Raw genomic sequence first — 26,995 nt, forward strand, 5'->3', positions numbered from 1 at the left:
TCTATTCCCGCTTAGCACTCTTATTATATCCGCATTTGCAATTTATCAAACACTTGTGTATAATAAGCCACTTTTCTGACAATTCGGTATAAATTAGGTTATAAGAAAAACCCCTCCAAATAAGAGGGGCTTCCTAAGCAGTATTAGTTTACGTCTGCTGTTTCAATTGCTGCTAAACGCTCTTCCACTTGCTCCGGTGTCATGTTGTGCTCGACGACATAGCGGTTGCGTGGATGCGTACGGCACTCGTGTGAACAAGAACGCATGTATTTGTGTTCGTTTTCTTCTGAAGTTAAAATCTTGTCATTACACTCTGGGTTCGCACAGTTTACGTAGCGTTCACATGGCGTTCCGTCAAAGTGGTCCTTCCCGACGATTACATGCTCGACGCGGTTGATCGGTACAGCAATACGGTTATCAAATACGTACATTTGACCATCCCAAAGCTGTCCTTTCACCTCTGGATCTGTCCCGTATGTGTGAATTCCACCGTGCAATTGACCCACATCTTCAAACCCTTCACGTTTCAACCAGCCAGAGAATTTTTCACAACGAATTCCGCCTGTGCAATACGTAAGGATCTTTTTACCTTCTAATTTGTCTTTATTGTCTTTGATCCATTGTGGCAAGTCGCGGAAATTGCGAATGTCCGGACGCACAGAACCACGGAAGTGACCAAGGTCATATTCGTAATCATTGCGTGCATCTAATACAATCGTATCTTCTTGTTGCATCTGTTCGAAGAATTCTTTAGGCGACAGATACGTGCCTGTTAATTCATTTGGATTGATGTCCTCTTCAAGGCCGAGGTGAACGATTTCATTTTTCGCACGAACATGCATTTTTTTGAAGGCATGCTCATCTGCGTCATCCATCTTCCACATGATGTCTTTGAAGCGCTCATCGTTGTTCATCATATCCATGTAGGCGTCGGTTTGTTCAATTGTTCCTGAACACGTTCCATTGATTCCTTCATGCGACACGAGGATGCGTCCTTTTAATCCGATTTCCTTACACGCAGCCAAATGTTCTGCTGCAAATGTTTCCGGGTCTTCGATTGCGACATATTTATAATAAAGTAATACACGATACTCTTTCATGTTAGCTTGTTCCACCTTTAGTTTTATTCATCAAAACAGTATACCAAAGGTTTATCAAAATTTCTAGATGTATTCCTCATTTTGTAAGCGCAAAAGTAAGTGTTCAAAATTTTGTTGAAAATGTGCGTTGGCTTCTTTAGACCGTTTTTTCGGCCCTTTCATTCGCCCGCCTGCTTGGCGAATCTTTTTCGCGACATGTCGTCTTTCGAGCATACCCAAGATGTTGTCATTCGTGTATTCATGCCCATTTTGATCCATGACATAGCCACCCCGTGCTAGCACCATCGCTGCAAGCCCGTAATCCTGGGTGACGACGACATCTCCTTTGTTCATTTGATTCACTAGTACAAAGTCGACGGCATCCGCCCCTTTTGAAACAGTAAGCGTCTCGGCTCCTTCTCGTTCCATGACGTGTGCTGTGTCACAAATCAAGAGAACCGGTAGAGAAAGTTTTTGCCCACTTTCAATGACTTCTGAAACGACGGGGCATCCGTCTGCATCTACAATAATTCGCATCATTTTCCCCCTAGCTTATTTCAAAGCGAGTAGAACTCGTCCCACTCGCAGACTTGTGGACTTTCAGTTTGGCTGGAATGGCCGCTTGTAATTCTTTGACGTGTGAAATGACACCAATCAAACGGCCGGTTCGTTGCAGTTGTACCAGTGCATCGATTGCTTTTTGAAGCGATTCTTCATCGAGTGAACCAAAGCCTTCATCGATAAACATCGTATCGATTTGAATACCACCGTTCATCTCTTGCATAACGTCCGCCATACCAAGTGCGAGGCTAAGGGAAGCATGGAACTTTTCGCCACCTGACAAGCTTTTGACATCACGGAACTGGCCCGTATATCCGTCATAGACATCGAGTTGCAGACCACTTTGCTTGCCGTGACTTTCTTGTCTCTCGCTACGGACCAAACGGAATTGCCCACCGGAAAGTGACTCTAACCGTTGATTCGCAGCTTCTGTAATCTGCTCCAAATAGGCAACCAACATATAGCGCTCAAATGAAAGCTTCTTTGCGTTTTGTCCCCGGAGTGCATCGTATAGGGCTGTGGTTGTCGCAAGTTTGTTCTCTGTATCCCCGACTCTCTCTTTCAATTCAACGAACTGAACAACGAGGCGATTCGCCGTTTGTAGCTTGTTCGCTAGTTGTTGCGTCTCCTGTTTGTACGTTTCCCACTGCGTTTTGACTTGGCTCACCAAGCCTTTCTGTACTTCTAGAGAGCCGTCTTCTTTGTATCCTTCCAGTTCGTTCTCTAAAAGTTGACGTTCGGTTGTGACTTGTTGCACTTGTTGTTCATAGTCCCGAAGCTCCTTCTGGTAACGTGAAATATCTCCAGTTGGCAGGACAGCCTGTCGGTAGTCGTCCTCTGTCTGGAAGTGTTGCTCGGCAAGGGCTTGCTCCCAGTCTGTTTCAAGTTGCGTGCCTTCCGCTTCAACACGCTTGAGTTGCTCGGTCTCCCAGCTCACTTGTTGGGTCAGAGATTGATAGGCATCACGCACTTCCCCATAAGTCCGCTCCGTTTGCTGCCAACGTGTCAATTGTTCATTCAGTTCCGCTGTTTTAGAAGCAGACAGTTGTTTCGTCTCCTGAAGGGATGCCCCGTCCTGTGACTCTTGGAGCGCCACTAGTTGGCCTTGTAACTGCTGCCACTGTTGCATGACGGTTGCCAGTTGGTGTTCTTTTTCAGGAAGCGCCTTTTTTAAGTCATTTACTTCTTGACGAAGTGGCTTGCCTTCTTTGATGCAGGCCTCTGCTTGTTGGCGCTTGTTTTCAAGCACTTGAATCTGTTGCGCTTTTTGTTCCTGCTCTAGTACTACCTGTTCCCGACTATCAACGAGTTCGGAATGGTTGGCTTGAAAATTGGTAAGATCTTGGTCAAGCCGTTCCATCTCTAAAGTAAAGCGTAGCTCTTGTGCTTTAGCTTGTTCTAGCTTTTGCTCGAGGGCGCGTCCATCACCGTTCCCCGTATTAGTGGTTGGCCGAGCCGGGTCCGGATGCTCTATAGATCCGCATACTGGGCAGGCTTTTCCATCATGAAGGTGTCCCACAAGCTGCAGTGCAAGTTGGTTAGCTTGCTCTGCTTGAAAGGCTTGCCAGTCGTGATGGGCTTGTTGTTTAGCTGCGGTCGCACGTTCTACCTTTTCTTGGGCTGCTTTTCGTTCCATCATTTGTTCATTGTACCGGTCGACCAATCGAATCTGTTCACCGAGAGACTGGTACGCTGCTTTCACTTCCGGTAATGCATTACTCTCGCTGTGCAGCTCTTGGTACTGATCCAGCAAATGCTGTAGTCGCTGCTCTTTGTGCTCGACAGTCTGTTGAAGCTTCTTGTGTTCTGCCTGTTTTTCCGAAACAGTGGTGGCGAGTTCTTGTTCTTGTTTCATGAGGTGTTCAAGCTTTTCAAGCTGCCCTATCCGTTCATTTAATCGCTCGATTTGTTGGCGCAAAGCCTGACGTGCTGGTTCTTGGTTTTTTAACTCCTGAAATTCTTCTTCCAGCTTTGTAAAGGTGTCCGTTGTCTGTGCAAGCTTCTGGCGAAGAGTTTCAACATGTGTACGTTTTTCCAACAACTCTTTAGAAGCTTTTTGTTTCATCCCATGAATATGCGAAATGGCGGCGGCACGCACAGCTGCTTCTATACGCACTTGTACTTTCTTCATGAGCGGTTGTTGATTCGTAAGTGTCTCGTGCTTCTTTAAAAGGTCCTGAAGTCTCGCTTGTTTAGCAGCTAACCATTCGAGCTGTTGAAGCTTTTTTTGTTCCGACTGAAACAGGTTCCATGCGTTATCTTCTTGCTGTCTGGAAGTAGCGTGTTGCGCAGTGGTCTCATCCATTCCTTTTTGCAAAGCGGTCTCGATTTGATACAAGTTCACTTCTTGCTGCATAAATATAGGTTCTTCTGGGAACAAACCTGCTGCTTGACTGACGAGTGTACCTTGAACAGCGCGGTGCTGTGCAGATACGTCCACGAGATGCTGTCGCTTCTCCCGCAAGTAATCGGTCATCTTTTGAAAACGTTCTGTTCGGAAGAGTTTCCGTAAAATCACTTCTTTTTGATCGGTGGACGACGTCAAGAACTTGCGGAACTCTCCTTGAGGGAGCATGACGATTTGGTGGAACTGATCGGCTGTCATCCCCACAAGTTCCATCAGTTTTGCATTGATTTCCCGAATCGTATACCGCTCGACAAGAGGAATTTCACCTTCTTCTGTAATTTCGACAAGTTCATATTTCTCACCAGTCGCTGTCTTGTTTCCAGCTTTGATATGAGCCATTTGCCGATAAATCCGAATGGTGCGTCCACGGATTTCGAACGTTAGCTCAACTGCTGTATGCAAATCATCTGGTGCAAAGTCACTACGTAACATGCGCGTATCTTGTCGGTCTTCCCCGCTTCCTGTACCAAACAACGCAAAAGACAGCGCATCAAAAATGCTCGTCTTCCCAGCACCAGTTGGACCTGCAATCACAAATAATGTATGCCCGCCTAGCTCCGAAAATTCAATTGTCTCTTGTTCGCGGTAAGGACCAAAAGCGGTCATTTTTAAATGAAGTGGTCGCATCAGTTGTCGCCCTCCTGTTCTGCATGGTGCCATGCCTCTTGAAAGAGAGCCATTGTATCTTCATCCGGCTCTTCACTCGCCAGTTCATGAAGAAACGCTGTGAACAACGCTTTTTCACTTAACTGCTTTCGTTCAGCAAGTGCAACAGACGGTTTAGCATCCATCGCCACCAATTGGCGTTCGACATGAAGCGTGTTCGGGTACACCGTGCGTAGTTGCTCCATCGGGGAAAGGATAGGCCCGTCGTCGAGTAATTTAACGATGACATAGTCCTCACTAACTTCGTGTTGCAATACCTCCTGTAAGTTCCCTTCAATCCGACGCATTTTTCTACGCGGTTCGAGGGCATGAAACGAGACGTCCACTTTTCCATCTGCTGCTAAGTCCACGAGCAAAACACCTTTATCGGTTCCTGCTTCTGAGATGGCATAGGTCATCGGACTTCCGGCAAAGCGTACATGATCCGTCCCACAATGATGGGCACGATGAAGATGTCCGAGAGCAGTGTAGTTGAAGTCATGGAACAGTTGAGCAGAGACATATTCCGCCCCGCCGATTGCGAGGGGTCGCTCCGCTTCACTCGTGTTGTCTTCCGGCTCTCCGTATGGCGTGACAAACGCATGACCGACAAATACATGCCGTACATTTTTATCTAGCGGCAGACATGTCTCCAGGATATTCTCCATCGCTTGTTGATGGCTCATTGATTGTTCTTGCTGCAAACGAAATTTGACTTGCGCGGGGTCCATATACGGAACGAGGTGAAAGTCTACTGGTCCTGCTTCGTCTTCAAGACGGACGATATGATTTCCGGGCAGCCAGTCTCCAGCAAGATGCAGCCCCGTCGATTTCATAAATGCCGAACCGAAATGGACACGCCCCGGACTATCATGGTTACCCGTAATTGCTAAGAAAGGGATTTTACGCACCTCAATGACTTCCTGCAACCACTCTCCAAAGAGCTGAATCGCTTCTACAGGAGGAATTGCTCGGTCATAAATGTCACCCGCCATTACAATGACGTCCGGTTGTTCTTCGTCGATAACTTCTAACAACTTCCACAACATGTGGCGCTGATCATCAAGTAATGATATTCCCTGTAACCATTTACCTAAATGCCAATCGGCTGTATGTAAAATTTTCATATCATGTCTCCTTCTGTCAGGTAGATTTTATCGGGTTATTTCCTATATGACTATAATAGTCAAAATGCTCTATACAGAATGCACTATACTTGTTACTATGAAATTTGAAAAGGAGGGTATTATCATGTCAGCAGAAACTTATCAAATTATTGCCATTATCATTTATATGATTGCAATGCTTGCTATTGGTTACTACGCTTACCGCAAAACAACAAACTTAAATGACTATATGTTAGGTGGACGTGATCTTGGTCCAGCAGTAACTGCATTAAGTGCCGGGGCAGCAGATATGTCCGCTTGGTTGCTCATGGGTCTACCAGGAGCAATCTATCTATCTGGTTTAACAAGTGCTTGGATTGCCATCGGACTTACAATCGGAGCTTATTTAAACTGGGTGTATGTAGCCCCTCGCCTGCGTGTCTACACAGAAGTATCCAGTAACGCTATCACGATCCCAAGTTACTTGGATAACCGTCTAAAAGGTAAATCTTCTCTTATTCGAATTGCGTCAGGTATCATCATTTTACTATTCTTTACGTTCTATGTATCGTCTGGAATGGTAGCTGGTGGGAAATTCTTCGACAGTTCATTTGGTCTCGATTACCACACAGGACTTCTGATTGTATCGGCTGTTGTAGTCGCGTACACATTGTTCGGTGGATTTCTAGCTGTAAGTTACACGGACTTCTTACAAGGTCTTATGATGTTTATAGCTTTGATTTTGGTACCATCTATTGGTGTAATTGCACTCGGTGGATTTAGCGAAACTGTAGAGGCGATTCAAGCTGTAGAACCAAACCACTTTAGCTTATTTGCAGGTACAACTGTACTTGGCATTATTTCAACAGCCGCTTGGGGTCTTGGTTATTTTGGACAGCCACACATTATCGTACGTTTCATGGCTATCAAATCTGTGCGCGAAGCAAAATCTGCTCGTCGCATTGGAATTGGTTGGATGATTTTCAGCTTACTAGGTGCGATTTCTACAGCATTAGTTGGGGTTGCTTACTTCAACCAAGCTGGGCAAACACCTCTAACAGAGGCGACTGCTGAAACAGTTTTCATCGTCCTCGGACAAGCTGTATTCCATCCATTCATCGCTGGGCTTATGCTAGCGGCAATTTTAGCGGCAATCATGAGCACAATTTCATCTCAATTGATTGTGACGTCTTCAGCTTTAGTTGAAGACTTATATAAAAAAGTTGTGAAATCAGATGCAGAGGATAAAACATACGTCTTACTTGGACGTATCGCTGTTCTTCTAGTAGCACTTGTTGCCGGAGCTCTTGCTTGGGAACAAAATGAAACAATTTTAGGTTTAGTTGAGTTTGCATGGGCAGGATTCGGTGCTTCATTCGGTCCAGTCATCCTACTTTCTCTTTACTGGAGAAAGCTGACGTCTGAAGGTGCATTAGCAGGGATGCTTGTTGGTGCAATTGTTGTTATCATTTGGGCAAACGTACCTGTCTTGAAAGACGCCATGTATGAAATTGTCCCTGGTTTCATCCTAAGCTTACTTGTTGCAATCATAGTAAGTATCTTAACGTATAAACCAAACCTAGAGATTGAACGTGAGTTTGATGAAACAAACCGTTTAATCAACGAAAATAAATAATTGTTCTTAATCTCCGCCCCGGCGGAGATTTTTTTATGACAACTGTCATCTCCCTTTGCTTACATCTGTTTCTACTATCTGGTCCTAATCTTTCGTAAACTTAGAGTACTACATTACGACCAGGAGGCTTCACATGGATAAGCAACGCATTCGTGAGCTACGCAAACAAGTCGCTCCCTTTGAAAAATCACAGCTTCGCAAAAGTGTTACACAGGTCCTAAACACAATTCCGCCCCTCTTTTTAGTATGGGCACTTGCTTATATGGCGTTCGACGTATCAATCTGGCTAAGCCTTGGACTTGCAGTCATCGCAGCAGGATTCATGGTACGTACATTCATCATCTTCCACGACTGTACACACGGATCATTCTTTAAAAACAAAAAAGCCAACAACATCATGGGAAATATCACAGGAATTTTGACTCTATTTGCTTATGAGAAATGGAAACGCGAGCACTCGATTCACCACGCAACGAGCAGTAACCTAGACAAACGAGGCACTGGCGATATGTGGGTCATGACAGTTGAAGAGTATACTGCAGCCTCTCCAGGTTTGCGTTTAGCGTATCGTCTTTACCGCAATCCAATCGTCATGTTTGGGATTGGACCCCTTTACTTATTCTTAGTATCAAGCCGTATCAACCGTAAGGATGCACGTCCAAAAGAGCGTTGGAACACACACTTCATCACACTAAGTGTGGTTATTCTTTACACACTAGCTGGTTTCTTATTAGGCTGGAAAGAGTTCGCGATTATCCAAGGTACAACAGTTTATGTTGCTGGAGTTCTTGGTATCTGGTTATTCTACGTCCAGCATCAATTCGAAGATTCGTATTTCGAAGAAGAGTCAGAGTGGGATTACGTCAAAGCAGCTGTAGACGGAAGCTCGTTCTACCAACTACCGAAAGTCCTTCAGTGGCTGACAGGAAATATTGGGTACCACCATGTGCATCACTTAAGCCCGCGTGTCCCGAACTACTTACTTGAAGAAGCGCATGAAAAGACTCCACCTCTACACAAAGCGACAACAATCACTTTGGCAACTAGTTTGACATCTTTAAAGTTCCGTCTCTATGACGAAGCAGCAAAAACATTCATTTCGTTCAAAGACTGGAAGCAACGTCAACTACGCACTTCCACTTCAGGGGTAAAGAGCTAAGCCTTTCCCTCCCAAGAAGCAAACCGTATACTAGAGGAAGCAGAGAATTGCTTGCCTGGCCGCTCTCTGGCCAGGCAATTTTTAGTTGGAGGTCCGAATCATGCCCAAATGGTATCAGCTATTCCCTCGGTCCCCATGGCTCAGTCTCTACGCCTGGATCGTGTTTTGCGTCTTGCCTTTCTTCTTCCTGTTTCGCTCGACAGGCTGGGAAGAAATCGTTTTAGGCCTAAGTCTACTTGGTCTGTTTTTCTTGTTGTACCGATTTACGTTCTTTTTAAAAGGCACACTCTTTTACATAGCTGTTTTTTTGGAAATGGCAATAGCCGCCGCGATGACCTTGTTGTTCGGGTACGTCTATTTGAGTATCTTCTTGTCCTTCTTTATCGGCTTTATCGAAAGCAAGACAAGATTTTTTATTCTCTACGGGATTCATGTTTTAATCGTAACGCTTAGCGTCGTGTTTGGCTTCTTTTTAGAATTTGATGTCTTTATGTCCTACTTGCCTTTTGTTATCATTACATTAATTGGAATCGTCTTGTTGCCATTTGCGACGTTTTCAAAAGCACGGCAAGACTATCTTACGGGAGAACTTGAAACTGCACATGAACAAATCGCCCATATGAGTGTAGTCGAGGAACGTCAACGGATCGCCCGAGACCTTCACGATACGCTTGGTCAAAAACTTTCTCTGATTGGTTTAAAAAGTGAGCTAGCTTCAAAATTGATAGATAAAGATCCCGACCGCGCGAAAAAAGAATTAAAAGAAGTGCATCAAACTGCGCGTCTTGCATTAAAAGAAGTACGTGAGCTCGTTTCCACAATCCGCACCATCCACTTTGAAGATGAAGTGGAATCTGCCGCGCAACTGCTCGAAGCCGCAGATATCCAGCTCATCCGAGAAGGTGGACGCGTCCATGAAAATTTACCCCTATTGATGGAGTCTATCTTAAGTATGTGTTTAAAAGAAGCCGTGACAAACGTGGTCAAGCACAGTCAAGCGACCTATTGTCGTGTAGTTTTAAACAGCTCCCCACAACTGACCGTCCTGCAGATTGAAGATGATGGTGTAGGTAGCGGTGATAGAGAACGTTTTACAGAAGGCAATGGTCTCGCTGGTATGCGGGAACGAATTGAATTCGTAAACGGCTCATTAACGATTGAACTTCATCACGGAACACGTCTCACAATTGCTGTTCCACATGTTGCCCCACGGAAGGAGTAGAGAGTATGATTCGAATTGTATTAGCCGAAGATCAGCGTATGCTCTTAGGCGCACTGGGCTCCCTGCTTGAGCTTGAAGAAGATATGGAGGTCGTTGGCCTTGCACGCGACGGAGAAGAGGCCTTACAGCTCGTTCAAGACCTTTCTCCAGACATTTGTATCACAGATATTGAAATGCCGAAAATGACCGGCCTAGAGCTCGCAGAGAAGTTGAAAGGCCATTCATGCAAAGTCCTCATTTTGACAACGTTTGCTCGCTCTGGCTATTTTGAAAAAGCCCGACAAGCGGATGTCGACGGGTATTTGATCAAAGATAGCCCGAGTGAAGAGCTCGCCTACGCAATCCGTTCTATCCTAAACGGCCGCAAGATGTATTCTCCAGAACTGATGGAGCTTGCTTACGATGCGCCAAACCCTTTGACCGAGCGCGAGCTTCAAATTATGGAACTGATGGCAGAAGGAAAAAGTTCAAAAGAAATCTCGTCAGTACTTTTCTTATCTTCCGGAACTGTACGCAACTATATATCTGTCATCCTCGATAAATTGCAAGTCAACAACCGAATCGAAGCACTGTCCCGCGCAAAAGAAAAAGGCTGGTTCAAATGAGGTGGGCGATGAAAAACAAAGAATTATAGAAGATACAAATATACCCATAACTACAGTAAGACCCTAGAGTCTACCGAAGTCTTGATTACACCTAGACCTCGTTAGACCCTAGGGTTATTTTAATACATTAATTAATATATTCTGAATAATGAGTTGTAAAAAACAACAGAGTATAATAAAATAACCTAAAGTTAAATCATAGTATATCAATAGGAATAATAAATTAACGGGAGGTTGGGATCATAGGTATGGGAGATGCACCGTTTTTATCGGTAGAAGAAATTTCAAAGACTTTTCACTCTGACCAAGTAGTGAACCAGGTTCTTGACTCCATTTCATTCACTATCCAACGGGGAGAGACTATTGCTCTGTTGGGAGAGAGTGGATGTGGGAAAAGTACCCTTCTAAATATTATTGGAGGATTTGAAAAACCAGATCACGGCTTTGTGAAGCTGCAGAATGAGCCCATTACAAAACCTAGCCGAAAAGCAATCATGCTTTTTCAGCACTACGGATTGCTTCCGTGGAAATCCGCATTAAAAAATGTGGAATTCGGTCTCGAAAGTTCTTCTCTATCAGCCAAAGAACGCGCAGAAAGAGCACGCCATTATCTCGACCTGGTAGGTCTTTCAGGCAAGAGCCAAATGTTTCCCCATGAAGTGTCAGGCGGTATGAAACAACGTATCGCGATAGCGAGAGCACTCGCACCACAGCCCGAACTGATCTTGATGGACGAACCATTTGCTGCGTTGGATACATTTAATCGATACCATCTGCAAGATCAACTACTCAACATACAAGCCAAGGAACAAACTACTATCGTGTTGGTGACTCACGACATTGATGAAGCTATCTATCTAGCTGATCGCATCTTTATTATGCATTCGAATCCAGGTCGTATTCACCATGAGATCCATGTTGAACTGTCGAAACCTCGCGATCGAAGTCATCCGGATTTTTATGCATACCGCAAACAAATTTTGGATGAATTCCATTTCAGCCGACAGGAATCGGCCATAGAATTTCATATTTGACCAATGACTAAACTCAATAAGGAGAATCCGATGAAAAAATCATTCACATTGCTACTCACACTACTTTTGGTATCTGCCCTGGTCCTCACGGCTTGCGGTACGGAGAATAGCTCATCCTCTGGTTCAGACGATGAAAAACGCGTGGTCAAAATAGGGTATTTACCCATAACTCATGCTGTACCGTTGTACATCGAAAAAGAGCTAGAAGACTATAAAAATTTCGAATTGGAATTAGTGAAGTTTGGTTCATGGCCTGAGTTGATGGATGCCTTGAATACAGGCCGTATTGATGGGGCTTCTGTCCTCGTCACACTAGCGATGAGAGCAAAAGAGCAGGGAATCGACCTTAAAGCAGTAGCACTGGGACATCGTGACGGCAATGTATTTGTTACAGACCCTTCAATCGATACAGCTCAGGACTTGAAAGGAAAAAACTTTGCCATACCTCATAAATTTTCTACGCATAATGTGTTGCTGTACCAAATGCTACAGCAAAACCAGATGGCGTATGAAGATGTGAATGTCATCGAACTACCACCTGCAGAGATGCCAGCAGCTCTTGCTGAGGGTCGTATTGCCGGCTACGTGGTGGCTGAGCCATTTGGTGCTATTTCCGTCTCGCTTGAAAAGGGCAAAGTCCTGTATCAGGATCAAGATGTCTGGGAAAACTCCATCGATTGTACTCTTGTGCTGCGTAATGATTTCATTCAAAACGAGAAAGAGGTCGCTCAGGAGTTCGTCAATTACTATGTGGCTGCCGGCGAAGTGGCAGAAGCAAAAGATGAACATACACATGAAATGTCATCAAAATATATGAACGTCGAAGAAGAGGTATTGGATTTATCATTTGAGTGGATCGCGTATGATGATCTGGTGATTCGAGAAGATGAGTATGAAGCATTACGTGCAAGTCTCATAGAAATGGGGCTTATGGACAATCCACCAAGTTACACTGATTTTGTAGACCACTCATTACTAGATGAAGCGATGTGACGACAAATGAAACTAAAATTTTTAGCGCCGGCAGGGATTGGCTTTATACTCCTCATCGCTGTGTGGCAAATGGTCTATACCTTTGGCAATTACGATGCTGTATTGTTCCCACCGCCACTAGCAGTGGGTGCAGCCATTTTGAGTCTCATACAAGATGGGACACTGATAACACACATTCAAGTTAGCCTCTATCGTTTCCTGCTAGGATATTTATCTGCTGTTGTTATTGCTGTCGGTCTAGGACTCCTATTGGGAAGACTACCACTGCTTTGGAGCATACTCGACCCGATTGCCCAAGTGATTCGACCTGTATCTCCCATCGCCTGGTCCCCATTTATTGTCCTATGGTTTGGAATCGGGGATATTCCAGCCATCGTCATCATCTTTATTGCTGCCTTCTTCCCTGTTCTGTTATCAACAGTTGGGGCAGTCCGTAAAGTAGATGCCAGTTATCTAAAGGTGGCTGAGAATTTTGAGGTGAAAGGGTTTCCGCTCCTTTTTAAGGTGATCTTCCCTGCAGCCTTTCCATTCATTGCGAATGGACTTCATATAGCAGTGGGAACAGCGTGGATATTCTTAGTAGCTGGTGAAATGGTCGGGGCACAATCTGGACTTGGCTATCTCATTGTGGATGCACGAAATTCCATGCGGCTAGACTTTGTGATGGCGGGAATTGTATTTATAGGGGTCTTAGGTTTGCTTTTAGATAAGGTAGTAGGGGTATTCGAAAGATGGATCAATAGACAATGGGGTATTCGGGCCACATGAAAAAGTAGAGCATCTCTGCTCTACTCTGTTACTTCATCTCTCAAAACAGTCGTTTCGAGCTGTGTTACATTTTCTTCGCAATGGGGGCAATAATAGGCAATCTCCACTTCATGTTGACAAGTAGTATGGACTAGCTTTTTATAGCAAGGGTCCAGGTGCTCGCTTCCCCATAGAACCATGGCATTAAATACGGGTTCTAGTGCCTTCCCGCTTTCTGTGAGAGCGTATTCGTATCGAGGTGGATGCTCCGAATAAAGAGATGAACGGACGAGTCCCGATTTTTCTAAGTGCTTCAATCGGTCAGAAAGTATATTCGATGAGATTCCTAGCAGTTGTTTTTTTAAATCATTGAAAGTCTTTGTGCCCACCAAAATCTCATGGAGGACGAGTAACGTCCAGCGGTCCCCAATCAAGTTTAAAGTCTGTGCTATATTGCAAGGCAAATTGTATCGTGTTTCGCGCATGTTGTGCTCCCTCCATTATTACTAATTTAATCATATAGAAAATTTTGATACAACTGAGTTGTTTTTTATTACTAAGTCATTTAAAATAATCTTTAATCTAAATCCCACTTCAATGGTTGGATTTTGAATCCAAAGGAGGAATTTCAATGACCACTTTATATCTAGTCGAATCTGTTTTTAATGGCACTATCACGGACAAGGCATCCTTCGAGCAAAAAGTAGAAGCTGTTCGTGACGAAATTGGCACTCAAGGTGCTGGTTTGATCGAAGTCCAGGTAGCAAAAGACTTATCACGTGCTTTTTTCATTATCGAAGCTGAAGAGCGAACTTTAGTGAATGAATCATTACGCAAACTAGAAGTTCCGGTCACTCTGATCAAACCGGTTCGACTGGTCGGTACGGAACTAGAAGAAGTGAAAAAACAGGCGGAAACGGTAAATTATTTGGTAGAGTGGAACCTTCCAGAGAACCTTACAATGGATGCTTACTTAGAAAGAAAATCGAAGAACTCGGTTCACTATGATGAGGTCCCTGAAGTGAAGTTCTCCCGCACTTATGTGTGTGAAGATATGACGAAATGTCTATGCTTCTATGATTCTCCTGATGAATCAACCGTTAAGAAGGCGCGTGAGGCTGTAATGGCACCGATTGATACATTGACTGAACTATCGTAAGTATGGAAATGGGGGAGTTCCTGTGGCACACACAGACCGTTTGCAAGAGCTGATTGCTGAAAAATTAAAGCCGTATGTGAAGAGAATCGATACAGAGGCGTATTATGCATCTGACTTTTTAAAAAGTTTAGGGCAAAATGGGTTCCTCGATTCTTCTGAAGGTATTCCCTATTCACGTGAGGTGATGATGGTAGAGGAGATTGCGAAGGTATGTATGACCACGGCATTTAATTTTTGGTGCCATTTGGCTGCGATGACCTACATCCGTCAAAGTACAAACCTTCATCTGAAGGAACATCTACTGCCACAATTTGAAAACGGCTCAATTTTAGGTGCCACAGGGCTCTCAAACCCGATGAAATATTATGCAGGACTTGAAAAGCTACATTTGCGGGCGAAGAAGGTGGACGGCGGTTATATCATTTCAGGGAAGTTACCTTCAGTCTCGAACTTAGGTGACGACCACTGGTTTGGAATAGTGGCCGAAGTGGATGACACGAGACGCATAATGGCTATTGTTCCCTGTCGAACAGAGGGCTTGTCTCTAAAGGCAAAAGCGGAGTATTTGGGAGTCAACGGTAGTGCTACTTTTGCATGTTCGTTTGAAGAGGTTTGGATTCCGGACAATTGGATTGTGGCAGAAGATGCTGACGTATTCATCCCTATAATCCGACCTGCATTTGTTCTTTATCAAACTCCCTTAGGGTTTGGGGTCACGAGAGGATCCATTGACTCGATTCTCCAAGTCTGCAATAAACAGATGGGGTGTAATAGTTACTTGCCGATCCAGTCTGAAGAACTTGAGGAACAATTGGTTACGCTAAAAAACAGCGTCTACGCTATAGCAAAAGCCGGTCCTAGTGTTGAGGATTGGAAAGAGTTACTCAAGCTAAGGCTTGATGTCGCTTATTTGGCAGCCAAAGCTACTCACGGTACGATGTTGCATCAAGGAGGGGCAGGTTATTTAATGTCTAGTGGTCCGTCACGGAGATTGCGTGAGTCCTATTTCTTGTTAAACCTGACTCCTACGGTAAAACATTTAGAAAAACTCCTTCACTCAAACTGATTCTGAAGAAGGCAGCTAGTAGTATTTCAATAGGTAAATTCAAAGGCAAAGAACTCTTTACAAAGTTCTTTGCCTTTTTTGTGAGGTAAATCGTAAATAGTAGAACTGGAATTATGAGAACTAGCCTTTTAACGTTCTAGTGTAATGAAAATGACTTCTGGTCGATTGAAAATACGGTATGGAAAAAGACTGTTTCCTAGCCCGCGACTGACAATCATTTGTGTCCCTTGTTCTTCATAAACACCTGCTGTATAGGACGGAAAGAGCCCTTGTCCAGGTGCAATCAATCCACCAACTCCAGGGATGCGCAATTGTCCCCCGTGTGCGTGACCTGAAAACACGAGCTGCTCTCTAGCTGCGACATAGTCCTCAAACACTTCAGGACGGTGCGACAATGTAAGTCTTGGAAGCTCACTCCGTGGATGAAGAGATAATACATCTGAAACAGAGGTGCCACTCAGCGGATCTTCAATTCCTAAAATCTCAATTGACTGTCCTTGATAAGAGATTGTCGTGAGTTCATTTGATAGCACTGTTACGCCAAGTTGCGACAATTTTGATTTGATGGCGTTTTCTTCATCTGTAGCAATCTCATGATTCCCCGTGACATAATAGATAGGCGCAATATCAACAAATCCCCGAACTGCCGCTAGACTTTGCTCCAAATCATACCGATTACTATCAATTAAATCGCCTGTTATAAAAATGAGGTCTGGTTGTTTCTGTTTTACTGCATCAATCAGATCTACTTGCTCTTCACCAAATGTGGCGTCATGTAAGTCCGAAACATGCGCAATCTGAAGACCTTCTAAGGAAGTACCTTCTTCCCCAACCTGTAGTGTCTTCTCTGTTACGGAAAGACCTGTATTGCTGTAATAAAAACTACCAACTAAAACTGCTAGTACTGCTATGAACACTGCTAATTTTTTCATATGTCATTCCTTGTTGAATTATTTCCCGGGAAATAGCTAATTTAGTTTTAATATGTCGAACGGGGTGACGATACCAATCAGTTCACTTGCTGACGCACCGTCTTCAGTGATTAACAAAGCTTCTAAACGATGGCCTCTAGAAAGTTCCGATTTAAAAATTTCCTCCGCCACATAAGCTGAAGTATTCGATCGGACAAAACGGTGATTATCTCGTTTGTTCTCATGTACCAGAATATCTGCAAGTGTTGTCTTTCGCAGAGAAATGGTGTCTTCCTTAATATTGCTGGCCAAAAATGCCGTGATTCCGACAGGCGTAATCAAGCCTTTAAATTCTGAGCCTAAATAGACCGGAAATTGATTGAATTTTTTCTCACGAATGATTTTAAGAGCGTAGCTTAACGAATCTCCCAATTGAAATGTAAGAACGTTTCGCTGAAAAATTTCACCTACTGAGTTTGGATGAAGAAGAGCTTGCTCGATTTCTTCCATTTTCTCTACAACATCATCATGTGGCTCCGCAATCACATATTCTACCGATGTACGGTGGTGGACAATCGCATTTCGCAAGTCCCCATATTCGCGCAAATCTGCCTCGTACCGACGAATAACAGCGCTTTTCTTTTTGGCCATATCGATTAAACGGAAAAAAGAATGGTGTTCTTTTGCCCCTGCTATCTCTTTCATCTCTTGATCGATTCGATTGTACGCCGAAATAAATCGGTCTGAATTACGTTCCGGACTCTTCTGTGCCAATTTCATCCCACCCTAGATAGTGACGCTTGCAGCTCGTCGTTTTGAAATAAGTATGGATAGCGTAACGCAAACGGCAATTAGAAGTACAGCAATAGCAATCGTCCAGACAACATCCGAGGTTGACGCTTCACCGACCATGATCATTCCTGCATAGTTGGCAAGTTTCCAAGGCGTATACGGCCAATACCGGAAAATTAAACCGTCGATCATTGGGAAGAATACGATAAGAAACAGGGACAAGGCGGTCGCGATTCCAGGAGTAAATAGAGCACTCATGAGAAGGGTTAGGCTAATCGCTAACACAATCCATAATGAGTAGACGCCTACTAGCCCCAAAAAGTTCGTGAACGAAAACTCGCCAAACAACAGCATGATGTAGTAGGCACTCGCACTGATACCGAGAATGAAACTGCCGATAAGGACGACACTACTAACTGCCCATTTGCTTAAAACATAAGATGGATACGACAAAGGCCGTACATATAAAAATGCAGCCGTGCCATTCTTTCGTTCTCGCGCAATCAATCCTGAGAAAGCAAAAGCAACTACAAGCATCCCAATAAATTGGTACTGTCCTAATGTCGACAAGAAAATCTGTTCAGGTGTCATATCAGGAAGCTGAAAAACCGCATCTTCCGGCATGTTTCCGGCAGATTCTAAAATCTGCGGAAGAAAATATGTAATCACAGGTTCCATGATCCCTAACAAAATAAAAACAATTGGAATCCATAGCCATTTGAAACTGCGGACGACTTCGCGCCATTCTTTTAAAGCCAACACTGAGAACTGGTTCATCGTCCGTTCACCACCTTTAAGAAAATGTCTTCTAAACTAACACGTGCGCGTTCTACTTTTGTAATCGCATGTTGTTGTGTAACGAGTTGATGAAGAACTTCCTGCATCGTAGGTTGTTCCTGCTCGATTGCGATATACACAATATGGTCTTCTTGACGTGCGGGAAGGAGCGAGGCGTCTACAAAGCTCGCCGCATCTTCCGCCGTTGTGAAATGCACTTCATAATGTGCATCTTCGTATTTTTTCTGAATATCACGCAAAGACCCTTGCTCAATTAGTTGCCCTTTGCGCATGAACAGCAATTGATCCGTCATCTCCTGCGCATCATTTAAAATATGTGTGGAGTATAAAATGGTGGTCGATTGCTGCAATTCTTTGATTAAGTTCAGCATTTCTCTTCGACCAATCGGATCAAGCGCAGATACAGGCTCATCTAAAAATAAAAAGTGTGGCTTATGTACAATAGCTTGTGCTAGACCTAGTCGTTGCCGCATCCCACCAGAAAACCCAGCAATTTTCTTCTTCATGACATCGCCAAGGCCAACAAATTGCAATGCTTTTTCAGATTCTACTCGCGCCGATTTTGCATCGACACCGCTTAAACGAGCGGCCATTTCCAAATATTCTAAAGTATTCATCCACCCATAGAACTTTGGATATTGTGATAGAAAACCAATCTTATCCCGGTAATCATAATCTGATCGTCCCTCTACAACTATTGTTCCCGATGTCGGATCCAATAGTTTCGTAAGCATTGATAATGTCGTCGTCTTCCCAGCGCCGTTCGGACCAATCAATGCCGTTGCTGTATGAGGTGTCAATGTAAAACTAACATCTTCTACAGCCGTCTCTTGGCCAAACTTTTTTGTTAAATTCTCTACATGAATCGTTCCTGTCATTGCGCATTCCTCCCTACAGCAAAATAGATGATGGGACCAATCAAGTTACCTAAAACAATCACAATCGCCCACACCCACTTCGGGCCATTTGTTGCTTCAATTCGAACTAAGTCAATAAGCGCAACTACTATAAGAATAAATTGCAAAATTAGAATAGGTGCTACCAATCCCCACGGTATTTCACTAAGTGTCATTTGCATTTTTCTTCCCCCTAAGTCTAGTACTTATTTAAGTATACGTTTTAGATGTCAGTTCGTTTCGTTTGATTTTTGGTAAGAAGGGTATTATTAAAACTAGAATGAACTTTTAAGGAGGATTTTACAATGGCAAAAGACGGATTCACGAATAAAGTTGAAGGTAAACTTGAAAAAGTTTCGGGTAAAATTAAAGAAGCGGTAGGAGATGCTACAGATAACCGTTCACTTGAGCGTGAAGGGAAGAAAGAGCAGCTTAAAGGGAATGTTCAAGAAAAGGCAGGAAAAGTACAGCAAGATTTCGAAGATGTTACGAAGGATCGTCGTTAATTGACGGATATGTTTCTCTCACTATATGTTTTCAGTACAAGACACGTTGAGTAGCGTGTCTTGTGCTTTTTATTTTTGAATAAAAACAACTGCTAGATTCATCTTAAGACGTTTGGTATAGCGGCATGTATTTCAAAAAGCCAGATCCATCTTACGATGCTTGTTCTAAAGATTAAATTAAAAACGAAGAGGATAGGTGGAGGTGTTTCTTAGCTGTCAATCCCTCCATCCAGGCCGCCATTTCCTGGGTGAGTTTCCCCGAGCCTCCCCACGTAAGCTGAAAGAAGAGCACTTTCATCTTCGTTGCCGGGTCTCGGGAAAACTCAGATGGCCCGGGAAATGACGACCTGGACTCCGGGATTGATTGCCACTGAGGAGTCATCCCTCTTAATTTCTTATTTAATCTTTGTAGACTGGCGTTCGACCACTGACAGATCAGTATTTACTAGAAATATAGAATCACATAAAGAACTGTTCGGTTATTTTACGTTAGACATTGATAACTTTAAAAGGGTCAATCAGCATCCGTCTTCCTCTTTTGTTCTATTATTCCATTTAACACTACTACCGATAAATTATCATATGTAAACCTAATATTTAAAAATTCTGAGTGATATTAAGATAATTTCTTACAAGCATTAAATAAATAAGCAGGTTGCCTTAATGATTATCATTCTCTAAGGATGTCTGCTTAATTATAGTAGGGCTTTTTGCGGGATGTGAACAGCCTTTTTCTTAGGTACATAAAACAACACGAAAACCGATCGCACTTTTTCTACCACTCGAAGAAAAATTTCAAAGACATCGTAAGGGCAGAGTACATGACGACAGCAACTGCGAAAGTAGGAAAGTGAGTTTCTTTTTCGCTTGGCAACTCATGTGTAAATACGTGAAACATCATTGCTCCAGCGATAAAAGCGAAAACAATTGAATTTAGGATAGGGCTTAGGTTTACAGTAAGGGCAAAAATCCAGCCGGCGACGATTCCCAATGCAAGTACGTATTTTCCGTATTTATTATATTCTACAGGGAATTCTCTCCACATATCATGCGCTACTGCAATGAAATGCAGGCCGATCGCTATACAGTAAAAGATTGCCTGAATAACAGAAACTTCAAAAGAAAGAACTGTAAAGGAAACGAGGGCATTATATAATGCGTAAAAAGAAATCGCGGACCAAAACGAGGAGGTATGGGATACATAATTCTGTGTGATAACAATCTGAAGTCCGTGGAAAACAACGACGCCGATAAGTCCAACAAAATAAATCTCCGATTCCATGGTCAAATGACGGTAAGGCTCTTCAATATTAGCCTGCTCTTTATGAAGCGTTGGGAGTAGGTATACGAAAATGTAAGAAACAGCAAGTCCCCCGGAAAAAGAAAACCATCTGATCCGCTTTAATCTTTCTGACGGGAGGAGTACATTAGCAAAAAAATGAATGATGATATAAACGATCCCGACGACAAACGGAATAAATGACATTATTATACCTCCAGTCAGAATGGTATCCCTTTTTTCTTCAAGGAATATGTATACATATATTATACATTTGCAGTTCGTTTATTTCGAATAAAAGCGTCACTCTAAATTGGAAATCCTGTTATAAGAGCACTCTAACGTCATAAAAAATTCACACATTTCAAAAAACATGAATATTATTTAATTAATTGTAGATTATCATATTAAGTCGAACGGTTAGAAATTAAAAATAGCTCAAATGGGTACACAATAGTTAACGCGAATCAACTAAAGGAGTGTCCCCAAATGAGCTATGCCCACATTATATCACGGGAACGTGTGCTAATCGAGAGTTATTGCCTAGAAGAAAAATCGCTGTCCTACATGGCGAAACAGTTGAAACGAAGTAAAAGCACCATCAACTATGAGTTGAAACACTGTAAGCCGTATAACGCCCTTTTGGCGCAGGCTGACTACGATGCCAAACGTGAAAACTGCGGCTCCAGACGATCGGTTAATCAAGAAGACGTCGATTATATCCTGTCCAAACTGAAGTTGGGCTGGTCGCCCGAAAGCATCGTTGGACGGTACTGGAAAACGCATAAGAAACCCTTTCCTATCAGTGTCTCGAGCATCTACCGGTACGCTGCACTCGGCCTGTTCAAGCTGTCCCAAAAGCTTCTGATCCGCAAAGGGAGAAAGTTAAAGAACAATGAAGTGGAGACGCGAGGCAAGATGCCCCGTCTGAAAAAGATTCATGCACGTCTGGCGCCACGAAGCCAGGTGGGACATTGGGAAGTCGATACCGTCATCGGCAAGTCGCACAAGAGCCAGATCCTCACATTGACTGAACGCACCACCCGGTTTGAGATTATCTACAAGCTGGCTGCGAAGACGGCAAGTGAAACAACGCAGGCAATCATCCATGTGTTGAAAAACCTGCCAAAGAAAATGGTGAAATCCATCACCGCCGACCGGGGCAAGGAATTCCACGGATGGGTCGAGGTGGAGAAGGCCCTGGAACTTCCCGTTTACTTTTCCGATCCTGGCGTGCCGGGCCAACGCGGCACCAACGAAAACAGCAATGGCCGTGTTCGCCGCACCTATCCAAAAGGAACCGACTTCAGCCGAATGACCCAGAAGGAGATTATGGACTTTCTCCTAGTATTCAATCAGGTCCCCCGGAAAGTACTGAATTACAATACGCCATTTGAGGTATTCATGAGTTTCTTGCCTCGTTCGACTTGAGTTGACAATTTACAAATATACGGTCATATTGTATATACTCGGTTAATTATATCAAAAGTCAAATTCACTATAAGGAGGAGTTATGAACAAAAAGTGGTTTTCTCTATCAGTAGAAGACGTTGTAGAAGAGTTAAAGACGGATTTTGATCAGGGGATCACCGCTTCAAATGCTGAAGAGCGATTAGAAGCGTATGGAAAAAATGAACTGCCTGAAAAAAAAGCGGAGAATAGTTTCGTTAAATTTTTCAAACACTTTAATGATATTCTGATCTATATTCTGCTTGTAGCAGGAGTTATTAAATTTCTGCTCAGGTCTTACATTGACACGGGTATTATTGTATTAGTAGCCGTAATTAATGCCACCATTGGGTTTTTGCAGGAAAGCAAGGCAGAGAAAGCGCTTGAAGGAATAAAAAACATGCTGTCTCTTGATGCAGTAGTTATCAGAGAAGGAAAACGCCAGGAAATTGAAGCTGCAGATCTGGTTCCAGGGGATATAGTGATACTGAATGCAGGAGATAAAGTACCGGCAGATATTCGAATTCTAACTGCTGCGAATTTAGGGGCAGAAGAAGCCGCACTTACCGGTGAATCTGTTTCTGCAAGAAAGCAGACCGGTCCTTTGAGTGAAGATACTGTATTAGGTGACCAAACAAACATGCTTTTCTCGAGCACATCGATCACGTCAGGAAGCGGAACCGGTGTCGTCATAGCTACCGGTAAAGATACGGAAATAGGAAAAATTAATGAGTCAGTCAGTGAAGTAGATGAGTTGAAAACGCCGCTTATGAATCAGACGGACCGCTTCGGTAAAACAATTGCTTTGTTTATCGTCGGTGCTTCACTATTCATCTACGCATTCGGATTCTTTTTCCGCGACTATGCTCCAACGGACTTGCTGCTCTACACTATCGGTCTCGCTATAGCAGCGATTCCGGAAGGGCTCCCGGCAATCATCTCGATTATTTTGGCTCTCGGAGTTCAGAATATGGTGAAGCGCAACGCCATTGTGCGGAATCTTCCTTCTGTGGAAACGCTTGGCGCTGTTTCTGTCATCTGCTCAGATAAAACCGGGACACTGACAAAAAACGAAATGACTGTCACCACCCTGCTTACAAATGAAAAAATGTACGAAGTGACTGGCACTGGCTACGATCCGAATGGAGAAATACTCGAGGATGGGTCTGTATTGCAAGTAAAGGAACACGCGCAGATATATGAGCTACTGACTGCAATGAAAACATGTAACGATGCTTCTCTGCAGCAAGAAGAGGACGGAACGTGGACAATGAGCGGAGAGCCGACAGAGGGTTGCCTATTAACTGTTGCTGAAAAAGCTTCTGCTCCAATTCCGAGACATTCCATTATTTCTAAAATTCCCTTTGATTCTGACTATAAGTACATGGCTGTGTTAATTGAAGTGGCGGATACAAAGCGGATTTTTGTAAAAGGTGCACCAGATCGTCTGTTTGATATGGCAGAAGCAGCTGGGGACTTCACACGTGAGCCCTGGGAAAAAGCAATGTACAGCAGAACATCCAAAGGAGAGCGTGTACTTGCAGCTGGGGTCATTGAAGTGGACAAGATGAAAGAGGAGATTGAGCACGCGGACCTCACCAGCGGCATTCGTTTGCTTGGATTGACAGGCATCATCGATCCGCCACGTGAGGAAGCAATTTCCGCTGTTGCAGACTGCCACCGAGCAGGTATCGGTGTCAAGATGATCACAGGGGACCATCTTGATACAGCACTTGCAATCAGCAGCCAGTTAGGTATTGGTGATGGAAAAAATGGAATTGAAGGAAGAGAAATTGATAAAATGTCGGACGAAGAACTGGAAGAGTCTGTTCTATCTAACGATGTGTTTGCGAGAACAAGTCCCAATAATAAACTTCGCCTCGTTAAAGCATTACAGAAAAAAGGCAATGTTACTGCAATGACAGGCGATGGAGTAAACGATGCCCCTGCGCTGAAGCGTGCGGACATCGGAGTTGCGATGGGTATAAAAGGAACAGAAGTTGCAAAGGAATCGGCACAAATGGTCCTTGTAGACGACAACTTTGAAACGATAGTTGGAGCAGTCGAGGAAGGACGCAGAGTCTATGCAAATTTGAAGAAAACGATTCTGTTTTTACTGCCAACTAACGGTGCGCAGGCGCTCTTAATTATCATCGCGATTTTAATCGGAGCCACTGTTATGCCGGTTACACCGGTGCAGATTCTTTGGATTAACATGGTGATTGCAATTACCGTTTCTTTTGCTTTAGCATTTGAGCCCCTGGAAAAAGGAGCGATGGACAAGCCGCCACGCCCAATAAAAACACCGCTCCTTACACCTTATTATATTTTCCGCATCATCTTCGTCTCTCTTTTAATCGGTGGTACTGCCTTTGGGTTTTATAGATTGCTGCTAAATGAAACGAATGATCAGGCACTGCTCAATTCCGTCGTGCTGCATACGATTGTCATTCTGCAGTTGTTCCATCTGTATAATGTACGAAATGAAACAGGTTTCGCGTTTAACAAGAACTTTTTCAAAAACAAAGTTGCATTTCTCGTGTCTGGAGTGCTTATTCTCCTGCAGGTGCTCATCCTTTACGTGCCTTTTATGAACACTGCATTTGGAACCGTACCGCTTGGAATTGAGTACTGGATAATTCCAGCAGCACTCGGAGTTGTGATTTTCAGTATCATCGAGTTAGAGAAAGCGATTACTCGATTAATTATGAAAAGAAGGACTTGATACACTCCAGAGAAATGAAACAAAATACTGGTTTTAGTTAACAGCAAGTTCTGGAATAGAAGGGATGAACTCATTGGTTTTCAGTTTTAGATGAGTCGTCTTGCTATTCTTGAGCTTGCTTTTACTTTAAGTTATGTATAAAAAAATGTGAAAATTTTAATTTTGCGGATACAGCTTTGAATAATTCACAGAACATCTATAGTTTAACTTTGTGAGGAAATCTTATGTATATTGTTTAGATGATGAAAATGTTAAAAGGGCTCCTATGTACATTGAACAAACTACACAGATTACTGTTGTAAGCGCAGCAACGTCATTTAATGCTTACCATCACATACTTAGCGTTTATTAAGATAGACAGTTGATAGTGTTGTCTCTTCATTGCTGTTCACTTGATTAAATTTGAACGAACCGGTTTATTGTTGAAATCTAGTAAGTTAATTTGAAAGTAAACAATTCGTATAAGTACACTTAAACGAACAGCAAAGGAAGTGACCTCAATAAAATCACTTCCCTATCGATAATTCCTCATATATTAACTTCATACACTATAAGAATTCCTTGCATAGTTATTTACACAAGATATTTTACGCTCTCATTATGAATTCTATTTAACTCATTGATTATTATTTTATAATGAAACTAATTGTGAATATAATCAACTATAACCTCTAACTGAATACTAGATATAACTTGAAATCTATATAATGTTATTTAGTTACTATAAAATCTTTTTATTAAACTTTTAGATGAATAAGCGGATTTAGCTATCTGTAAAAAAATCCCCTCAGAATTTTTTTCTGAGGGGAGAAAACTATCTTTCAAGCTCTCTTTCTTGTTCTTTAGTATCTCGATTTAATTGTAAAAATGTATGCTTCAACTCTTTAGTCGAGCTTAGATGGGGATTTAAACCCTCTAAATGTTTCTCAAAATCCATCTTTGATTGAATCTGAGGATTCTTAACAAGTGGCCAGCCTATCGTAATCCCGTGTTTCGATTTGGCTTGAAGGTTTGGTTGCTTTAATAACCTTCGCAAGTTGAGCATTCAGATGATTCGAGTTGAGTTGTTCAAGTATTGGTACATCTTTGTGCTTTGTCTGACTCAAGAATTTGTCTGTATTGAGAGACTGTGCAATACCTGATTTATCGATGAAACGTTCAGCCTCGGATTTCTTAAAGAACGTCCGTTGCGAGCTTTCTCCACCTTCGATCGTCACAGCGTATTTTCCTTCATCAAGTTTCGTCACTTCTACGATATCCTCTACCTTTTTGTATTCAGTGGCGAGCTGTCCCTTATTCTCTAACACATTTACTACATGATAACGCTCCGTCAACTCATCGATAGGTAAGATCCGGTTTGTGTTGGTACATAGAAAGGCATTGGAACATTTAAGGTCTTCCTAGAAAGAGTTCTTTGACATTCAAGTTTTTACTAATAAAGTTCTTTATCTTTTGTTATTCTAAACGATTCTTATACACATGCAAATTAGCAGTTTTAGTAATGAAAATCTTATCAAGAAAATAAGTAGACTATCTAACAAAAAGGGAAATTTCTACTTTTGTTAGGTAGAAGTTTGTAGAGGATGCATTTCTTTTTAATGAAAAAAGACTTTTCATGAAAATCAAAATGATGAATTCAGATGAACAAACAGCGCGGGAAAAGATTATGTCTACTTTTTTGCACACAAAAAAGGCCACCCCTGACGGGATGACCTTCTTCTCTGTTGCCCAGCGACGTCCTACTCTCACAGGGGGAGACCCCCAACTACCATCGGCGCTGAAGAGCTTAACTTCCGTGTTCGGTATGGGAACGGGTGTGACCTCTTCGCCATCATCACTAGACCTTGAGCTGTTCGCTCAAAACTGGATAGAATGACAATTGATTGTGTTCAGATATGGAATCGAGTTCTGGCTCCTAGAAATACACTCCACAAGCTGTCAGCCCCATCGAGGTAGAACCTCGCTGTGTCTGCCATCTTATCTCGGCATTTCTGGACAGTCGCCGCCACATCTAAATGTTGTCGAGTTCCGTGACCTAGAAACACGCTCCCAGACCGGCCGCACCCGATAAGACGAAGACCGTCTTCTCGTGCACGTCCGATCTACTCGGAGTTTCTTGCGCAGGTCACTTCACATCTCGTTTTTTGGTTAAGTCCTCGATCGATTAGTATTCGTCAGCTCCACGTGTCGCCACGCTTCCACCCCGAACCTATCTACCTC

The 26,995-nt window shown here is 43.1% G+C and carries 24 protein-coding genes and 1 rRNA gene; 12 read left to right on the forward strand and 13 right to left on the reverse strand.

Annotated features, from left to right (window positions below; translation table 11 throughout):
- Positions 1-143: 143 nt before the first annotated feature.
- From trhO to AB5N96_RS10445, 4 genes are all read right to left on the reverse strand, one after another.
- Positions 144-1,100, reverse strand: a complete 957-nt coding sequence (trhO, locus tag AB5N96_RS10430; protein ID WP_204589875.1) for an oxygen-dependent tRNA uridine(34) hydroxylase TrhO — start codon at positions 1,098-1,100, stop codon at positions 144-146.
- A 63-nt stretch (positions 1,101-1,163) separates the two neighbouring features.
- Positions 1,164-1,619 (reverse strand): YaiI/YqxD family protein, encoded by a 456-nt coding sequence (locus AB5N96_RS10435; protein ID WP_392455088.1) that lies wholly within the window; start codon positions 1,617-1,619, stop codon positions 1,164-1,166.
- A gap of 7 nt (positions 1,620-1,626) precedes the next feature.
- A complete protein-coding gene (locus AB5N96_RS10440; RefSeq protein ID WP_499705473.1) occupies positions 1,627-4,674 on the reverse strand; it encodes an AAA family ATPase in 3,048 nt (1,015 codons plus the stop codon).
- Complete coding sequence (locus tag AB5N96_RS10445) at positions 4,674-5,819, reverse strand: exonuclease SbcCD subunit D (protein WP_392455090.1); 1,146 nt, start codon at positions 5,817-5,819, stop codon at positions 4,674-4,676. Before AB5N96_RS10445 ends, AB5N96_RS10440 begins: the two co-directional genes overlap by 1 nt.
- 124 nt (positions 5,820-5,943) lie before the next feature.
- Between AB5N96_RS10445 and putP the strand changes: the two genes are divergently transcribed.
- From putP to AB5N96_RS10480, 7 genes are all read left to right on the forward strand, one after another.
- Complete coding sequence (putP, locus tag AB5N96_RS10450) at positions 5,944-7,434, forward strand: sodium/proline symporter PutP (RefSeq protein WP_499705474.1); 1,491 nt, start codon at positions 5,944-5,946, stop codon at positions 7,432-7,434.
- A gap of 133 nt (positions 7,435-7,567) precedes the next feature.
- Positions 7,568-8,593, forward strand: coding sequence for a Delta(5) desaturase DesA (desA, locus tag AB5N96_RS10455; RefSeq protein WP_204589870.1), 1,026 nt, complete (start codon positions 7,568-7,570; stop codon positions 8,591-8,593).
- A gap of 100 nt (positions 8,594-8,693) precedes the next feature.
- Entirely contained in the window at positions 8,694-9,815 is a 1,122-nt protein-coding gene (locus tag AB5N96_RS10460; protein WP_392455092.1) for a sensor histidine kinase, read from the forward strand.
- Positions 9,816-9,820: 5 nt separating this feature from the next.
- On the forward strand, positions 9,821-10,420 hold the full coding sequence (locus tag AB5N96_RS10465; RefSeq protein WP_499705475.1) for a response regulator: 600 nt from the start codon (positions 9,821-9,823) through the stop codon (positions 10,418-10,420).
- A 248-nt stretch (positions 10,421-10,668) separates the two neighbouring features.
- Complete coding sequence (locus AB5N96_RS10470) at positions 10,669-11,454, forward strand: ABC transporter ATP-binding protein (RefSeq protein WP_392455094.1); 786 nt, start codon at positions 10,669-10,671, stop codon at positions 11,452-11,454.
- A 30-nt stretch (positions 11,455-11,484) separates the two neighbouring features.
- A complete protein-coding gene (locus AB5N96_RS10475) occupies positions 11,485-12,447 on the forward strand; it encodes an ABC transporter substrate-binding protein (RefSeq protein ID WP_392455096.1) in 963 nt (320 codons plus the stop codon).
- A gap of 6 nt (positions 12,448-12,453) precedes the next feature.
- Positions 12,454-13,215: an ABC transporter permease gene (locus tag AB5N96_RS10480; protein WP_204589865.1), complete on the forward strand. Its 762-nt coding sequence runs from the start codon at positions 12,454-12,456 to the stop codon at positions 13,213-13,215.
- A 20-nt stretch (positions 13,216-13,235) separates the two neighbouring features.
- Here AB5N96_RS10480 and AB5N96_RS10485 read toward each other — a convergent pair whose 3' ends face one another.
- Entirely contained in the window at positions 13,236-13,679 is a 444-nt protein-coding gene (locus tag AB5N96_RS10485; protein ID WP_392455097.1) for a winged helix-turn-helix transcriptional regulator, read from the reverse strand.
- A gap of 146 nt (positions 13,680-13,825) precedes the next feature.
- On the opposite strand from AB5N96_RS10485, the gene AB5N96_RS10490 reads away from it, so the two are divergent.
- Positions 13,826-14,353 carry a DUF4242 domain-containing protein gene (locus tag AB5N96_RS10490; protein ID WP_392455098.1) on the forward strand — a complete coding sequence of 176 codons (528 nt, stop codon included), beginning with the start codon at positions 13,826-13,828 and terminating at the stop codon, positions 14,351-14,353.
- Between the two features lie 22 nt (positions 14,354-14,375).
- A complete protein-coding gene (locus AB5N96_RS10495; RefSeq protein ID WP_392455099.1) occupies positions 14,376-15,419 on the forward strand; it encodes an acyl-CoA dehydrogenase family protein in 1,044 nt (347 codons plus the stop codon).
- 128 nt (positions 15,420-15,547) lie between these two features.
- Here AB5N96_RS10495 and AB5N96_RS10500 read toward each other — a convergent pair whose 3' ends face one another.
- The 5 genes from AB5N96_RS10500 to AB5N96_RS10520 are packed head-to-tail and all read right to left on the reverse strand — an operon-like array spanning position 15,548 to position 18,998.
- Complete coding sequence (locus AB5N96_RS10500) at positions 15,548-16,351, reverse strand: metallophosphoesterase (protein WP_499705476.1); 804 nt, start codon at positions 16,349-16,351, stop codon at positions 15,548-15,550.
- A 36-nt stretch (positions 16,352-16,387) separates the two neighbouring features.
- Positions 16,388-17,104 (reverse strand): CBS domain-containing protein, encoded by a 717-nt coding sequence (locus AB5N96_RS10505; protein WP_392455102.1) that lies wholly within the window; start codon positions 17,102-17,104, stop codon positions 16,388-16,390.
- A gap of 12 nt (positions 17,105-17,116) precedes the next feature.
- On the reverse strand, positions 17,117-17,899 hold the full coding sequence (locus AB5N96_RS10510; RefSeq protein ID WP_204589859.1) for an ABC transporter permease: 783 nt from the start codon (positions 17,897-17,899) through the stop codon (positions 17,117-17,119).
- Entirely contained in the window at positions 17,896-18,798 is a 903-nt protein-coding gene (locus tag AB5N96_RS10515) for an ABC transporter ATP-binding protein (protein WP_392455105.1), read from the reverse strand. Before AB5N96_RS10515 ends, AB5N96_RS10510 begins: the two co-directional genes overlap by 4 nt.
- The gene (locus AB5N96_RS10520) at positions 18,795-18,998 is read right to left on the reverse strand and encodes a PLD nuclease N-terminal domain-containing protein (protein ID WP_204589857.1); all 204 of its coding nucleotides are present in this window, start codon (positions 18,996-18,998) and stop codon (positions 18,795-18,797) included. The genes AB5N96_RS10515 and AB5N96_RS10520 overlap by 4 nt, the downstream gene beginning before the upstream one ends.
- Positions 18,999-19,121: 123 nt before the next feature.
- Between AB5N96_RS10520 and AB5N96_RS10525 the strand changes: the two genes are divergently transcribed.
- Positions 19,122-19,322, forward strand: a complete 201-nt coding sequence (locus AB5N96_RS10525) for a CsbD family protein (protein ID WP_204589856.1) — start codon at positions 19,122-19,124, stop codon at positions 19,320-19,322.
- A gap of 775 nt (positions 19,323-20,097) precedes the next feature.
- Here the strand turns inward: AB5N96_RS10525 and AB5N96_RS10530 are convergent.
- Positions 20,098-20,808, reverse strand: coding sequence for a DUF3270 family protein (locus tag AB5N96_RS10530; RefSeq protein WP_204589855.1), 711 nt, complete (start codon positions 20,806-20,808; stop codon positions 20,098-20,100).
- Positions 20,809-21,090: 282 nt separating this feature from the next.
- Here AB5N96_RS10530 and AB5N96_RS10535 point away from each other — a divergent pair, with 282 nt between their 5' ends.
- On the forward strand, positions 21,091-22,032 hold the full coding sequence (locus tag AB5N96_RS10535; RefSeq protein WP_204589854.1) for an IS30 family transposase: 942 nt from the start codon (positions 21,091-21,093) through the stop codon (positions 22,030-22,032).
- 82 nt (positions 22,033-22,114) lie between these two features.
- Complete coding sequence (locus tag AB5N96_RS10540) at positions 22,115-24,775, forward strand: HAD-IC family P-type ATPase (RefSeq protein ID WP_499705477.1); 2,661 nt, start codon at positions 22,115-22,117, stop codon at positions 24,773-24,775.
- 959 nt (positions 24,776-25,734) lie between these two features.
- Here AB5N96_RS10540 and AB5N96_RS10545 read toward each other — a convergent pair.
- Together AB5N96_RS10545 and rrf are read right to left on the reverse strand one after the other, a co-directional pair.
- Positions 25,735-26,022 (reverse strand): hypothetical protein, encoded by a 288-nt coding sequence (locus AB5N96_RS10545; protein WP_499705478.1) that lies wholly within the window; start codon positions 26,020-26,022, stop codon positions 25,735-25,737.
- 479 nt (positions 26,023-26,501) lie between these two features.
- Positions 26,502-26,617, reverse strand: a 5S ribosomal RNA gene (gene rrf, locus AB5N96_RS10550).
- Between the last annotated feature and the right edge of the window lie 378 nt (positions 26,618-26,995).

Origin of the sequence: Chryseomicrobium imtechense (genome assembly GCF_041475995.1) — a bacterium.
GTDB classification, from domain to species: Bacteria; Bacillota; Bacilli; order Bacillales_A; family Planococcaceae; genus Chryseomicrobium; species Chryseomicrobium aureum.